The organism is Singulisphaera chitinilytica, from assembly GCF_049331405.1.
Classification (GTDB): Bacteria; Planctomycetota; Planctomycetia; order Isosphaerales; family Isosphaeraceae; genus PoT.
Genome location: NZ_CP186274.1, coordinates 7,917,634 through 7,931,302, shown reverse-complemented (window position 1 = coordinate 7,931,302; position 13,669 = coordinate 7,917,634). Strand labels below are relative to the sequence as shown.

Annotated in this window: 12 protein-coding genes; 3 read left to right on the top strand and 9 right to left on the bottom strand. The window is 62.9% G+C overall.

The features are described 5' to 3' along the window. Positions 1 to 1,089, bottom strand: a complete 1,089-nt coding sequence (locus ACOYYX_RS30990; RefSeq protein ID WP_422926536.1) for an isocitrate/isopropylmalate dehydrogenase family protein — start codon at positions 1,087 to 1,089, stop codon at positions 1 to 3. 195 nt (positions 1,090 to 1,284) lie between these two features. Between ACOYYX_RS30990 and ACOYYX_RS30985 the strand changes: the two genes are divergently transcribed. The 3 genes from ACOYYX_RS30985 to ACOYYX_RS30975 all read left to right on the top strand — a co-directional run bounded on the left by ACOYYX_RS30985 (position 1,285) and on the right by ACOYYX_RS30975 (position 5,904). Continuing rightward, positions 1,285 to 1,608, top strand: coding sequence for an Mpo1-like protein (locus ACOYYX_RS30985; RefSeq protein ID WP_422926535.1), 324 nt, complete (start codon positions 1,285 to 1,287; stop codon positions 1,606 to 1,608). Between the two features lie 613 nt (positions 1,609 to 2,221). Next, positions 2,222 to 4,411, top strand: coding sequence for a TolC family protein (locus ACOYYX_RS30980; protein ID WP_422926534.1), 2,190 nt, complete (start codon positions 2,222 to 2,224; stop codon positions 4,409 to 4,411). Positions 4,412 to 4,692: 281 nt separating this feature from the next. Beyond that, entirely contained in the window at positions 4,693 to 5,904 is a 1,212-nt protein-coding gene (locus tag ACOYYX_RS30975) for an aldo/keto reductase (protein WP_422926533.1), read from the top strand. Between the two features lie 119 nt (positions 5,905 to 6,023). Here ACOYYX_RS30975 and ACOYYX_RS30970 read toward each other — a convergent pair whose 3' ends face one another. The 8 genes from ACOYYX_RS30970 to ACOYYX_RS30935 form a co-directional block, all read right to left on the bottom strand. Then, positions 6,024 to 6,230, bottom strand: coding sequence for a DNA gyrase inhibitor YacG (locus ACOYYX_RS30970; RefSeq protein WP_422926532.1), 207 nt, complete (start codon positions 6,228 to 6,230; stop codon positions 6,024 to 6,026). After that, positions 6,230 to 6,535 carry an FmdB family zinc ribbon protein gene (locus ACOYYX_RS30965; RefSeq protein ID WP_422926531.1) on the bottom strand — a complete coding sequence of 102 codons (306 nt, stop codon included), beginning with the start codon at positions 6,533 to 6,535 and terminating at the stop codon, positions 6,230 to 6,232. Before ACOYYX_RS30965 ends, ACOYYX_RS30970 begins: the two co-directional genes overlap by 1 nt. A gap of 25 nt (positions 6,536 to 6,560) precedes the next feature. Beyond that, a complete protein-coding gene (grpE, locus tag ACOYYX_RS30960; RefSeq protein ID WP_422926530.1) occupies positions 6,561 to 7,088 on the bottom strand; it encodes a nucleotide exchange factor GrpE in 528 nt (175 codons plus the stop codon). A gap of 45 nt (positions 7,089 to 7,133) precedes the next feature. Then, the gene (gene dnaJ, locus ACOYYX_RS30955) at positions 7,134 to 8,291 is read right to left on the bottom strand and encodes a molecular chaperone DnaJ (protein ID WP_422926529.1); all 1,158 of its coding nucleotides are present in this window, start codon (positions 8,289 to 8,291) and stop codon (positions 7,134 to 7,136) included. A 258-nt stretch (positions 8,292 to 8,549) separates the two neighbouring features. Continuing rightward, positions 8,550 to 10,175 (bottom strand): chaperonin GroEL, encoded by a 1,626-nt coding sequence (gene groL, locus ACOYYX_RS30950; protein WP_422926528.1) that lies wholly within the window; start codon positions 10,173 to 10,175, stop codon positions 8,550 to 8,552. A 217-nt stretch (positions 10,176 to 10,392) separates the two neighbouring features. Further along, entirely contained in the window at positions 10,393 to 10,692 is a 300-nt protein-coding gene (gene groES / locus ACOYYX_RS30945) for a co-chaperone GroES (RefSeq protein ID WP_422926527.1), read from the bottom strand. 107 nt (positions 10,693 to 10,799) lie between these two features. Continuing rightward, positions 10,800 to 12,476, bottom strand: coding sequence for a chaperonin GroEL (gene groL, locus ACOYYX_RS30940; protein ID WP_422926526.1), 1,677 nt, complete (start codon positions 12,474 to 12,476; stop codon positions 10,800 to 10,802). Positions 12,477 to 12,917: 441 nt separating this feature from the next. Further along, positions 12,918 to 13,268 carry a hypothetical protein gene (locus ACOYYX_RS30935; RefSeq protein ID WP_422926525.1) on the bottom strand — a complete coding sequence of 117 codons (351 nt, stop codon included), beginning with the start codon at positions 13,266 to 13,268 and terminating at the stop codon, positions 12,918 to 12,920. Positions 13,269 to 13,669: the final 401 nt, after the last annotated feature.

Genomic DNA, 13,669 nt, shown 5'->3' with positions numbered 1-13,669 from the left:
TCACGCGTCCATGGCGCGGATGATCGCCTTGGCCATTTCCAGGGTCCCGACGGCCGAAGGATCGTCGCGATGGGGCTTCATGTCATAGGTGACATCCTTGCCTTCCTTGATGACCTTGGCCACGCCCGCCTCGAGCCGCTTGGCCGCCTCGGTCTCGCCGAGGTGGTCGAGCATGAGGGCGCCCGAGAGGATCAGGGCGGTCGGGTTCATCTTCCACTGGCCCTTGTACTTCGGGGCCGACCCGTGGGTGGCCTCGAAGACCGCGCCCGACTCGCCGATGTTGGCGCCGGGGGCGACGCCCAGGCCGCCGACGAGGCCGGCGCCGAGGTCGGAGATGATGTCGCCGTAGAGGTTCGGCAGGACGAGCACGTCATACAGCTCGGGCTTCTGTACGAGCTGCATGCACATGTTGTCGACGATGCGATCCTCGAACTCGATGTCAGGGTATTCCTTGGCGACTTCACGGCTCACTTCGAGGAAGAGGCCGTCGGAGTACTTGAGGATGTTCGCCTTGTGGACCGAGGTCACCTTCTTGCGCCCGTGCTTGCGGGCGTACTCGAAGGCGTACTTGACGATCCGGCGCGAGCCTGTGATCGAGATCGGCTTGATGGAGATGCCCGAGTCGGGCCGGATCGTCTTGTTGTTAAGCCGCTTGATGTCGGCGATCAGCTCGGCCGTTTCCGGCTTCCCTTGCTCGAATTCGCAGCCGAGGTAGAGGTCCTCGGTGTTCTCGCGGACGATGACGATGTCGACCTTGGTGTTCGAGAAGAACGTCCGGACGTTCTCGAACTGCTTGCAGGGGCGGACGCAGGCGTAGAGGTCGAGGGCCTGGCGCAGGTAGACGTTGACGCTGCGGAAGCCGGTGCCGACGGGGGTTGTGATCGGCGCCTTCAAGGCGACCTTGGTGCGGCGGCAGGACTCGATGACACTATCCGGAACGGGGGTTCCGACCTTCGCCATGATGTCGACGCCCGCTTCCTGCACATCCCAGTCGATCTTGACGCCCGTGGCGTCGATGCACTGCCGCGCGGCCTCGGCGAGTTCGGGACCGACGCCATCTCCAGGAATGAGCGTAACTTGATACGACATCGCGAAACGATCTCCGCCGTCCGGTCAGGATCTGTCGTCCGCACGCATTTGACCAGTTACGCGTTGCGGACAAAGATCCGGGTCGATAAATTGGTTGTAAAGCCAAGATGCTCAACCTACTCGTACCGTCTTGACTCGTCAAGCGTCGATCGGTCGGGCCGGCCCCTCCCTCGACTCGCATCGTGGAGACCCTTGATGCTTTGCCCGCCCCAGCCCCCCGCCAAGCTGGTTGAAGGATGGATGGCACGCCATCGCGATCCGGTGAGCTTCGTCCTCCACATGATCGGGATCCCTCCCACGGTCCTCGGGGTCTTGCTCATCCCCATATATTCTTGGCTCGTCTCACTCCCCATCTTCCTGTTTGCGCTCATCCTGTTCGTCGGCGGATACATGATCCAGTTTCTCGGACATGCGCTCGAAGGGACCGACCCGGGCGAGATCATCTTGCTCAAGCGTAAGCTGGGTTGGTCTTATGTCGATATTGCCCCGGCTCGGAATTCCCGCAGGGGCGTCGCCTGAGCTGCGATTTTCGCCGTCGCCTCTTTTTCCACCGCTATAATCAGGAAGGTCGAGCCGGAGTTCGTCCCGTTCTCGTGGACGGGTACGACGCCTCCAGCTAGGCCCGGACTGCGCGACATTTGACCTAGGACGAATCGGTCGAATTCCGTAGAATCCGCCCAATCGCTTCAAGACGCACTTCTGACTCAACCGATACCAGTGGACAGGACGATCGGACGGACCCCTCGAAGACGAGGAGCTCATGCTCGCTCGCGGGCCTGTTCGTTCTGGGCTACGACGTGACACCAAACCGACGGGACTCTCCCCGGCTGGTCTTGGCTGAGTCAACATAGCGGTGTTGATATTTTGTGCGGTTCGGACGTATGGAAGCGACCGGCCGCCACCGCGTTCTGAGAGTGGGTTTCGACCGTCGAAGTCGGCGGCCAATCCCGTTTCTCGACCCGGACACTCACGTCACATGGCGATTATTGTCAAGGACGGCCTGGCCATGCGATTGATGCGAATCAAGAATCGGCTCGCTCAAGCAGCTCTAGTGGCGGCGGCTTGGTCCGCTTCCGCTGGCTGTCAGCGGCTACCCTACATTGACCAATCGAAGGCCGTCCCGCATGAGAACATGGGGACGATTGCGCAGGAGGATAAGGAGGTCACCCAGGCACAGTTCCTGAGCAGTTCGCTCTCGATGCCTATGCCGAAGGTGGCCAAGCCTCGCACGACCAACGATCCCGAGGCCCAGGAGATCTGGGAGCTGACGCTCCAGGATGCGATCCGGATCGGCCTCGACAACTCGGAAGTCGTCCGCGTGATCTCGCTGGGTGCCCAGGGTATCCCCGTCGGCGGATTCGAACCGACGCCCTTGAATAACGGTGCCGGCGGCGGCGTTTCCAGCTCGCTGGGTGCGTCTCCCCTCCAAACGGTCTACGACCCGGCGATACAGGAAACGCAGATCGCCCAGGCCTTGTCGACCTTCGACACGGCCTTCACGACGAGCCTCTTGTGGGGCCACAACGTCCAGCCGTTGAACAGTGGTGCCACGACCGGTATTTTCACGGTCGGTGCCAAGTCACCATTTATTTTCGTGCAGGATACCGCCGCATTCCAGACCGGCATTCAGAAGCGGACGGCGACTGGTGCGACCCTCGGGGTGACGCACAACATCCAGTATGCTTACACGAACAGCGTCAACAACGTGTTCCCGTCAGCTTACACGACGAACACTCAGCTGTCGTTGACACAGCCTTTGTTGGGTAGTGCTCCCTTGCCGGGCGGCAACCCCGGAACTCCGGTCGGCCTCGAGGCGAATCGCGCCCCGATCGTGTTGGCCCGAATCAACGCCGACTCGGCCGTCTGGAAGTTCAAGGCCGAGATCATGGCCCACGTCCGGTCGATTGAGCAGCAGTACTGGAGCCTTTCTCAGCAGCACGTGCAGCTCTGGAGCAGCGAAAAGGCCGTCGAACTCGCCGAAGAGATCAAGCGTCGCGAGGAATCGGAGCTCGAAGTCGGTCGCGGAACCGTGGCGGACGTCGCCGAAGCTACTCAGCGTCTCGAGCAGTTCCGGCTCGACCTTGTGACGAAGACCTCGGACGTCATCACGACCGAACGACAGCTCCGCAACATCCTCGGCCTTCCCCCGGCGGACAGCCGACGCATCCTGCCCGTGACGGCCCCGAGCGAAGCGAGGCTCCAGCCCGACTGGGACGCCAGCGTGGCCCAGATGCTGACCTTCCAGCCCGACGTCGTGACGCAGCAACTCACCGTCCGCGTCGCCGAACTCCAGCTGCTCACGGCCCGCAATCAACTCCTGCCCGTGTTGAACCTGAACGCCCTTTACCAGCTCAACGGCCTCGGTAAAGACCTCGACACGGCGGAAGCCGTGATGACGGGTAAGTCGATCCAGGCGATCGACGGGCGAATCCTCGCGAAACAGCGTGCGGCGGGCCTCAACGCGGCTCCCGGCTCTTACAACAACTTCCAGACCTGGCAGGTCGGATTCTCCTTCCAAATGCCGCTCGGCATGCGGTCACCGCTGGCGTCCGTGCGAAGTGCCCAGTACACCTTGCTCAAGCAGCGAGCCTATCTCCAGCAAATCGTCCATCAGACCTTGCACTCTCTGGCTCGTTTCTTCCTCGAAGTCGACGCGAACTACAAGCAGTTCAAGACGGCCCAACGCCTCAGGGCGGCGGCCGCCCAGCGACTCGAGGCCCAGCGAGCCTTCTATGAGGAAGGTCGAATCACGATCGACCGCTATCTCGATGCGGTGAGCCAGTACGCCAACGCAGTGGCCCAGGAAGCCCAGTTCAAGACCACGTACAACATCTCGATCGTGGCCCTTGAAGAGGCGAAGGGTACGCTGCTCGCCTACGACAACATCGCCGTCGCCGAAGGCCCGCACCCGCAAAAGGCCTACATCCAGGCCCGCGACCAGCAGGAAGGCCACCGCCGTCTGCCGATCGCCCCGGATGGCGACTACCACCCGCGGCCCGTCACGGGCCCCGCGAACCCCGACCCGCTGCCGCCCCAGGCTCCGCTCGAGAGCGGCCCCGATGGGCCGAAGCCGGCCTTGCCCGCCCCGCTCGGACCGCTCGGACCGCCCCCGATGGCTTCGCCCCCGACTGCCCCGGTCAGCATCCCGCCTGACGTGACGCAGTCCACGCAGCCCGAGGGAGTCGAGCCCCAGGTGATTCCCGCCTCGACGGCTCCGACCGCCGCCCCCGAGGCCATTCCGGCCGCTCCCGCGGACGCGGGAGCAGGGGCCGACGCCCCGCCGCTCCCCGAGCCGATCGAGCTGCCTCCGCTCCCTCAATGAGGCGGCCTGAACGCTAGCGACGGATTTCCATCTGTAAGAGCCGGCCTTCCTGCAAAGGGAGAGCCGGCTCTTGCAGTTTTGTCGCTTTCAAGATAGGAATTTTGGGAGTTGCCAAGTGCGCCACGTCGACGAGACCCCGATGTGGAACCACGCTGGCGAGCCAATGATGACCTCGACATTCGGAGGTCATCCTGACCTTGGCTGGACCGGACAACCGGACGAGTCGCCGCGACTTCAACGACCGAACACGGCCGAACCCTAGAGACCGAAAGGTGGAAACCATGGCAGAGTCCCACGGTTCTTGCGGAGGAAGCAGGCGTCGGTTTCTCAAGACCGCCGCGGCCGTGGGCCCGGCCCTGGCCTCGGCCGAGGCCGTGATCGCGGCCGCTCCGGAAGGACTCCCGAAGATCAAGCTCGGGAGGACCGGACAGGAAGTCAGCCGGCTCGGCATGGGGACGAGCTGGTCGGTCGACCCATCGTTCGTGCAGAGGATGCTCGCGGCCGGCGTCCGCTACATCGACACGTCCGAGTCGTATGAGCAGGGGATGTCCGAGAAGACGATCGGTGAGGTCCTCGAACGGACCAAGATGCGTAAGAACGTCTATCTCGTCACCAAGAATGCGAGCTTCCGGACGGCCAAGGGTGCCAACGCGAGCCGGATCTTCGAGGACAAGCTCAACAAGAGCCTCGAACGGCTGCGGACCGACTACGTCGACAGCTACTACCTCCACGGCCTGACCGGCGAACAGATCCCCATGCTGTTCGACAAGGACGTGAAGGCGGCCTTCCAGAAGCTGAAAGAAGCCGGCAAGATCCGCTTCTGCGGCCTGAGCTGCCACGATAAGCGTCTGGTCGAGGTCGTCGAGGCTGCGGCCGAGTGCGGTTGGATCGACCAGATCATGATCCAGTACAACTACCGGACCATGGTCGGTGACGAAATCCGACGCGCCGTGGATAAGGCCTCGAAGGCGAACCTCGGCCTCGTTTGCATGAAGTCGCAAGGGGGTGCCGGTGCCTTCAAGGAAGAAGTGAACGGGCACGCGGCCTTCAAGGACTTTGTGGCAAAGGGCTTCAAGGAGGCCCAGGCTGCGATCAAGACCGTCCTCACCGACCAGCGTTTCCAGGTCGTCGTCAGTGAGATGACGAACATGGACATGCTCCGGGAGAACACGGCGGCCGTCCGCGAGCCCCTGACGAAGAAGGAAGCCCGACTCCTCGAGGAGCATCGCGAGAAGACGGCGAACATGTACTGCCACGGCTGCGGCCACCTCTGCGAGACCGCCGCCCGCGGCGTGCCCGTCGCGACGGTCCTCCGCTACCTGCGTTATTACTCGGTCTACGGCAAGCGTCAGGAGGCCCGTGCCCTCTACCAGGCCCTTCCGCCCGAGGCCCGCGACCTCGCCACGGCCGATCTCGCCGCCGCCGAAGCTTCGTGCCCGCACAAGCTGCCCGTCGCTCAGCTCGTACAGATCGCCGATCACCGGCTCTCCTGATCGGCGTCTCGACGCGACATGCAAAGACCCCGTCGAGCCGAAACAGGCTCGACGGGGTCTCTTGGTAAGATCGCCTTAAATGGGCGACCCCTGGCCATAAGCGGAATCGACCTTACAGATCATTCCTCTTCGGACTCTTCCTCGGGCGGGGTGTTGTCCCCGTCAGGATTCGTCTTCGGAGTCACGGGGATGGCAAAGGTGCCATCGGCCCAGCGTCCCAGGTCGATGAGGCGACAGCGCTCCGAGCAAAACGGGAATCCGGGAAGATCATCGATCTTCTGGATTTCGTAAGCCTTGGAGCAGGTGGGACAGCGGCCTCGGATCATCAGCTCGAACCGCCGGTCGATGGTTTGGGGGATTCGGACTTGGCCGGAGCCGAAGATTCAGCCGGCTTGCTCGAGGACGAGTCGCTCGGTTTATCGGCGGCCGCACGCTGCTTGTACGAGTCGCTCCGGTAGTCGGTCTGGTAGAAGCCGGAGCCTTTGAAGAGGATCGCCGCTCCCGGACCGATCTTGCGCCTGAGCTTGGACTCGTTGCAGGTCGGGCAGACCTTCTGGGGGTCGGCCTTGATGGATTCAAACGCCTCGAACTCGTGTCCGCAGGCATCGCAAATGTAGTCGTAGGTGGGCATGTCTCTTCGCCTTGCGTTCGAAGCGTCAGTGGGGCAGCGGCTTGATCGAGACCGCAACCTTGGTCGGTCGCAGCACGCGGTCCTTGATGCGATAGCCCTTGCTCAGCTCGGCCACGACGGTCCCTTCGGGATACTCGGCGCTCTGCTGCTGGGTCAGGGCCTCGTGCTCGTTCGGGTCGAAGGGCTGACCGAGGGCCGAGATCGGCTCGACGCCGTGCTTGGCGAGGGTCGCTAGCAGTTGCTTCTGGACCATGTCCAGACCCTCGGTGATCCCGGCGACGCTCGATGCACGCAAGGCGTCGGTGGCACGCTCGAGGTTATCGAGGCCGTCGAGCAGGTCCTTCACCAGCGATCCGACGGCATAGGCTCGGTCGGCGTCGGCCTGGGTTTTCGAGCGCTTCTGATAGTTCGCGAACTCGGCCTTGCTACGCAGGAGTTGCTCGAGGTATTCGTCCCGCTGACGAATGACCTGGGTGAGGTCCTCGTTCTGGGGGCTCGACTTCGCCTGTCCTTCGGATTGCGGATTCTCGCTGAAAGGGTTGGCGTCGCTCATGGCCTCATCCTTCTGGTCGACTATGCGAAAGGGCGATCACGGGGCTCACGATTCCTCGGATTCCCCGGGTTCGGCATCCTCGGTGAAGTAGTCTCGGAGCTTTTCGAAGAAGCTCTTGCGCTTGGGGCTGACGTCCTCGTGCTCGATCTCGGCCAGCTCGCGGAGCAGCTCTTCCTGGCGGACGCTGAGGTGGCGAGGGGTCTCCACGATGACCTCGATCAGCAGGTCGCCCCGGCCTCGGCCGCTGATGTCCGGCATTCCTCGCGTCTTGAGCTTGAGCACCTCGCCGCTCTGGGTCCCCTTGGGGACGTGGAGTCGGTCGGGGCCGTCGAGGGTCGGGACCTCGATGTCGGCGCCGAGGGCCGCTTGCGGGAAGCTGATCGGGACCTGGCAGAGCAGGTCGTTGCGGTTCCGTTCGAAGAACGGATGCTTACGCACCATGATCTGGATGCGTAGATTGCCGCGAGGAGCCCCCGGATCCCCGGGCTCTCCCTGGCCTCGGAGCTGGAGCCACATCCCGCTCTCGACGCCAGGGGGTACGTCCACCTTGAGGTGGGCGACCGACGGCACACGACCTGACCCTCGGCAACTCGGGCAAGGGTCGGTCACGCGGACCCCTTCGCCGCCGCAGGAGGGGCAGGTCGAGGCCACCTGGAAGAACCCACGCGACTGCACGACCTGACCCTGACCGCCGCAGTAATTGCAGGTGGTCGCAACGGTTCCTTTGCGAGCGCCCGAACCTTTGCAATCGCCGCAGGCTTCCTGGCGATTGATGTCGATCGCCTTGGTCGTGCCTCGGGCCGCCTCGACGAGTTCGATTTCAAGTTTGTAGAGGAGATCCTGGCCAGGCCTGGGGCCGCGTTTGCGCTGCTGCCCGAAGAGGTCGCCGAAGAGGCCGCCGCCGAAGATGTCGCTAAACGCCGACATGATGTCTTCGGCGTTGCGGAAATCATGCACCCCCGCGCCTTCCATGCCCGCGTGGCCGTAGCGATCGTAGCGCTGGCGTTTGGCCTGGTCGGAGAGGACCTCATAAGCCTCCGCGGCTTCCTTGAAGCGTTTCTCCGCCTCCGCATCGCCCGGATTCTTGTCGGGGTGATTCTTGAGAGCCAGTTGCCGATAGGCTTTTTTGATCTCTTCGGGGGTCGCTTCTCGCTTCAGCCCGAGCACTTCGTAGTAATCACGCTTCGTTGTTGCCATCGGCATGGCGTCTCACGCAGGTCAAGGGTTCGGCCCATTTTCGGCGTGTCAATGATATCATATTTCGCCGAAACGGGACACCGCACCGAGCGACCTGCCTCCAGTGTGGATGATGTGGGCGAGGTGAAGTAACTTCGAACGGATGCTGGACGTTCGGAACCGATTGATATTGGTTCGTGGGTGCGCTTCGTTGATTGGGCGGCTCAAAAAAAGAGGCCGGGTGGACAGCCCTGTCCGAACCCGGCCCTCGATTCGGAAACGGTCTTAGCGGACCGAACCTTCGGCGCGAGGAGCGTTGTCCTTCTCGTCGTCCTGGATGTTCGTGATCATGGCCTCGGTGGTGAGCATCAGGGCCGCGATCGAGGCCGCGTTCTGCAGGGCAGAGCGGGTGACCTTGGTCGGGTCGACGATGCCGGCTGCGAACATGTCGACGTATTCGCCGGAGTTCGCGTTGAAGCCAACCGAGCCTTCACGGCTCTTGACCTCGTCGGCGACGACGCCGCCGTCGAAGCCGGAGTTCGAGGAGATGTGGCGGACCGGCTCTTCCAGGGCCCGGAGGATGATGGCGGCGCCGAGCTTCTCGTCGCCGGACAGTTCCTCATAGACCTTCTGGACGGCCGGGGCGACGCGGAGCAGGGCGGTGCCGCCGCCCGGGACGATGCCTTCCTCGGCCGCGGCTCGCGTCGCGTGGAGGGCGTCTTCGACGCGGGCCTTGGTCTCCTTCATGGCGGCTTCGGTCGCGGCGCCAACGTTGATCAGGGCGACGCCCCCGGAGAGCTTGGCGAGCCGCTCCTGGAACTTCTCCTTGTCGTACTCGCTCTCGGTCTCTTCGATCTGGCGGCGGAGCTGGTCGATCCGCTTCTGGATGTCGGCCTTGCTGCCGGCACCCTGGATCAAGGTGGTGCTGTCCTTGTTGACCTTGACCTGCTTGGCCCGGCCCAGCTCCTTGAGCGTGAGCTTCTCGAGCTTGAGGCCGAGGTCTTCGCTGATGACCGTGCCGCCGGTCAGGATGGCCATGTCGCCCAGCATCGCCTTGCGGCGATCGCCGAAGCCGGGGGCCTTGACCGCCGCGATGTTCAGGACGCCGCGGAGCTTGTTCACGACGAGGGCCGCGAGGGCTTCGCCGTCAACATCCTCGGCGATGATCAGGAGCGGCTTGCCCGACTGGGCCACCTGCTCGAGGAGGGGGATCATCTCGCGGAGGCTGCTGATCTTCTTCTCGTGGAGGAGGATCAGGGCGTCGTCGAAGATGACTTCCATCGTCGTGGGGCTGGTGACGAAGTAAGGGGAGAGATACCCCTTGTCGAACTGCATGCCCTCGACGAACTCGAGCGTCGTGCTGGCGGTCTTACCTTCCTCGACGGTGATCACACCGTCGCGGCCAACTCGCTCGACCGCATCGGCGAGCATCTCGCCGATCGTGGGGTCGTTGTTCGCGGAGATGGTGCCGACCTGGGCGATCTCCTCTTTCTTGGAAACCGGCCGGGAGATCTTATCGCGGAGCTCGGTGACGGCGGCTTCGACCGCCTTGTCGATCCCTCGACGGACCGCCGTCGGATTGGCACCCGAGGTGATGTTGCGGAGGCCTTCGCGGAAGATGGCGCGGGCCAGGATGGTGGCCGTGGTCGTGCCATCGCCGGCGACGTCCGACGTCTTCGATGCCACGACGTTGACGAGCTTGGCGCCCATGTTTTCGAACGGGTCGGCCAGCTCGATTTCCTTCGAGACGGTGACGCCGTCCTTGGTGACGTTCGGGCCACCGAAGGACTTGCTCAAGATGACGTTACGCCCGGTCGGCCCGAGCGTCGTGCCCACGGCATGGGCCAGGATGTCGACGCCATCAAGCATCTTGCGGCGAGCGGCGTCGGAAAAGAGCAGTTGCTTTGCCACGAGAACTCCCCCTACTGCGAGATGCGGTGTGCTATGTGTGCGGAAAGTGGGACGGTGTCGCCCGAAAGAATCGAGGAGGGGAGGCCGTATCGAGGGCTCAAACCCCAAGGCAACTCGGTTGGCACCGTCGCTCGCTCGAGACCATCCGGGAAAGCGAGATCCCACCCCAGACGCCCGAGAATTGTCGGGCGCCGAGGGTCGAGAACGCGGAGGCGGATTACTTGACGATCTTCGCGAGGATGTCGGTTTCGCGGAGGATCTTGATCTCTTCGCCGTCCACCTTGATCTCGGTGCCGGAGTACTTGCCGAAGAGGACCTCATCGCCTTCGACGACGCCGATCGTGGCGCGCTCGCCGGAGTCGAGGAGCTTGCCAGGACCCACGGCGACGACGAGGCCGCGCTGGGGCTTTTCCTTGGCGGTGTCCGGGAGCACGATACCGCCGGCCGTCTTTTCTTCGGCCTCAATCTGCTTGATCACAACGCGATCTTCGAGCGGACGAATCTTGATGCTGGCCATCGGAACTATCCTTATCTCTGTTCGTTCCAAGGCGGCTCCCTTCGCGGGAGCCGGCTCTCTGGTATAGAATCGCAACCGTATTCAACAAGATGACGAAGGTGAGGAGATTACATCATCCCCATTCCGCCCATGCCACCCATCCCGCCCATGCCACCCATCCCGCCCATGCCACCGCCGTGGTCATCGTGATGACCCGCCGCTTCGGCTTTCTTCTTGGGCTCGCAGATGATGGCTTCGGTGGTGAGGAGCAGGCCGGCGACCGAGGCGGCGTTCTGCAGGGCAGAGCGCGTCACCTTGGCAGGGTCGACAATGCCCGCGGCGAGCATGTCGCCCCAGGTGCCGTTCTCGGCGTTGTAGCCGAAATTGGTTTCCTTCGACTTCTGGATCTTGTTGACGACGACCGAGCCGTCGATGCCGGCGTTCTCGGCGATTGATCGGGCGGGCTGCTCGAGGGCGCGACGGATGATCGCGACGCCCAGGGCCTCGTCGCCGGTCAGCTTCAGCGCGTCGAGGGCCGAGGCCGCACGGATCAGGGCCGTGCCGCCGCCGGGGACGACGCCTTCTTCGATCGCGGCACGGGTGGCGTGAAGGGCGTCCTCGACGAGGGCCTTCCGCTCCTTCATCTCGGTCTCGGTCGCGGCACCGACGTTGATCTGGGCCACGCCGCCGGCGAGCTTGGCGAGACGCTCCTGGAGCTTCTCGCGGTCGTACTCGCTATCGGTCTGGGTGATCTCGCGGCGGATCAGCTCGGTCCGACCCTTGAGCTCGTCCTGGGTGCCGGCACCCTCGACGATGGTCGTATTCTCGCTGCTGATCGTGACCTTGCGGGCGCGGCCGAGGTCGGTGAGCTGGACGCCGTCGAGCTCGACGCCGAGGTCCTTGAAGATGGGCTTGCCGCCGGTCAGCACGGCGATGTCGCCGAGCATGGCCTTGCGGCGATCGCCGTAGCCGGGCGCCTTGACGGCGGCGACCTTGAGGATGCCGCGGAGCTTGTTCACGACGAGAGTCGCGAGGGCTTCGCCTTCGACGTCCTCGGCGATGATCAGGAGCGGCTTGTTGGCCCGGGCGATCAGCTCGAGGACCGGGATCAGCTTCTGCGGGGAGCTGATCTTCTCCTCGTAGATCAGGAGGTAGACGTCGTCGAGGACGACTTCCATGCGATCCTGGTCGGTGACGAAGTGTGCCGAGAGATAGCCGCGGTCGAACTGCATGCCCTCGACGACGTCGACGCTGGTCTCGAATCCCTTGCCTTCCTCGACGGTGATGACTCCGTCGGTGCCGACCTTCTCGAACGCGTCGGCCAGCTTCTCGCCGATGACCTTGTCATTGTTCGAGGCGATGGCGGCGACCTCGGTGATCTCCTTCTTGCCGGAGACCTTCTTGGACTGGCCCTTGACGTGCTCGACGACGGCGGCAACCGCCTTGTCGATGCCGCGCTTCAGGCCCATCGGGTCGGCGCCGGCGGCCAGGGCCCGGAGGCCTTCCTTGTAGATGGCCTCGGCCAGGACGGTGGCCGTGGTCGTGCCGTCGCCCGCGGCGTCGGAGGTCTTGCTGGCGGCTTCCTTGACGAGCTGCGCACCCATATTTTCATAAGGGTCGGTCAGCTCGATCTCCTCGGCCACGGTCACGCCATCCTTGGTGACGGTCGGGCTCCCCCAGCCCTTATCGATGACGGCGTTGCGGCCGCGCGGACCCAAGGTGCTTCGGACAGCCCGAGCCAGCTTGGACACGCCATTCGCCAGCTTCTGGCGGGCCTCCTCATCGTAGGCCAACATCTTCGCCACGGTGAATTCTCCTTCGACGCTCACAATTGTCGTCGTCGTTCACCCTCGCGCCGCCAACGACACAAGGGCAACCGCTAACGCACGCACCCGTTTCGGTGAGTTCTCGCACCCTTGATTTGCAACTCGTGTACCGATGCCTGTATTGATCCCTAAATCGTAATGAGTAATCGATTTAGGATTTGAGAGGTGGGGTGAGTGACGTTTGGGTTTCTGCCTTTTTGGCAGATACCCCTCGAATTTGTCATTTCCGTCACGCGGTGGCTTTTATCGGACGCAGAGAGTGTTTTGACTGGGAAGGTTTTGCTGCGATTGAGGCAGGAATTTAAGAGATCAATCTACCGGAAGCGGCCGTCGTCGGCTCATCGGATTGGTTTGCGAACAATTACGGCTTCCGAAAATCAAGTCTGAGTGGGTCGCGTCATCACAGGATTGACACGTCCGTCAAGAAGTGCCGGCCTCGACGGACTTCGTTCGATTTCGAAAACCCACCCAGCCGAGTTGCAACAATACGCCCGCGAACAAACCGAGCACATCGGCGAGGGCATCCATCTTGTCTGGATCGCGCTTGATTGCCGGGAGCCCCTGAACCAGTTCGCTCACGACGGCCAGAAAGATACCGACCAATAGGACAGGCAGGATCCGTCGCAGGTCCGGAGCGGTCCTCGTCCAGAAGAAGCCGAAGAACATGAAGAGGCTGAAGTGGATGACCTTGTCCAGGGAGAAGTATGGCCCCGGGACATTGTCTTCCACCATGTTGAACCAGTGTCCTGGAATCCAGATGAGGATCAGCATGAAGACCGTCCAGGCTATTGCGACTGCTTTTGAGTTCGGCATGGTCTCTCTCGATGCGCCGGGAGGCAGGATCGCGGCGAGCCCGCGAATCCTCGAAATTATGACGTAATCACCGCGACTCTTACAGCCTATCCATCGAGAACATCCGGGCTTGGGCGGGCCCGGCTTATAGTCTCAAACGTCGATTCGAGAAATCCTCGAATTCGCGCGAACATCATCGAGGCGAGGCGCGTCTCTATGGGTGTAAGCGGGTGATTGACACCAAAACATGAGTCAACAACTCGCTCGGCAATCATCAAGATCCCAGCAATAACGAGGTTATCGTGACGTTTTTCAATGAACGATATCGAAGCCCGCAGATGCTAGGTTGGATTTCCAGCCTCCGTCCTGCGACTTCGTAC

Bases quoted from the DNA above. Each gene is read 5' to 3' on its own strand.
- ACOYYX_RS30975 (WP_422926533.1), top strand. From the start codon at position 4,693: ATGGCAGAGTCCCACGGTTCTTGCGGAGGAAGCAGGCGTCGGTTTCTC.
- ACOYYX_RS30935 (WP_422926525.1), bottom strand. From the start codon at position 13,268: ATGCTGATCCTCATCTGGATTCCAGGACACTGGTTCAACATGGTGGAA.
- ACOYYX_RS30980 (WP_422926534.1), top strand. From the start codon at position 2,222: ATGGGGACGATTGCGCAGGAGGATAAGGAGGTCACCCAGGCACAGTTC.
- ACOYYX_RS30985 (WP_422926535.1), top strand. From the start codon at position 1,285: ATGCTTTGCCCGCCCCAGCCCCCCGCCAAGCTGGTTGAAGGATGGATG.
- groES (WP_422926527.1), bottom strand. From the start codon at position 10,692: ATGGCCAGCATCAAGATTCGTCCGCTCGAAGATCGCGTTGTGATCAAG.
- ACOYYX_RS30990 (WP_422926536.1), bottom strand. From the start codon at position 1,089: ATGTCGTATCAAGTTACGCTCATTCCTGGAGATGGCGTCGGTCCCGAA.
- grpE (WP_422926530.1), bottom strand. From the start codon at position 7,088: ATGAGCGACGCCAACCCTTTCAGCGAGAATCCGCAATCCGAAGGACAG.
- dnaJ (WP_422926529.1), bottom strand. From the start codon at position 8,291: ATGCCGATGGCAACAACGAAGCGTGATTACTACGAAGTGCTCGGGCTG.
- ACOYYX_RS30970 (WP_422926532.1), bottom strand. From the start codon at position 6,230: ATGATCCGAGGCCGCTGTCCCACCTGCTCCAAGGCTTACGAAATCCAG.
- ACOYYX_RS30965 (WP_422926531.1), bottom strand. From the start codon at position 6,535: ATGCCCACCTACGACTACATTTGCGATGCCTGCGGACACGAGTTCGAG.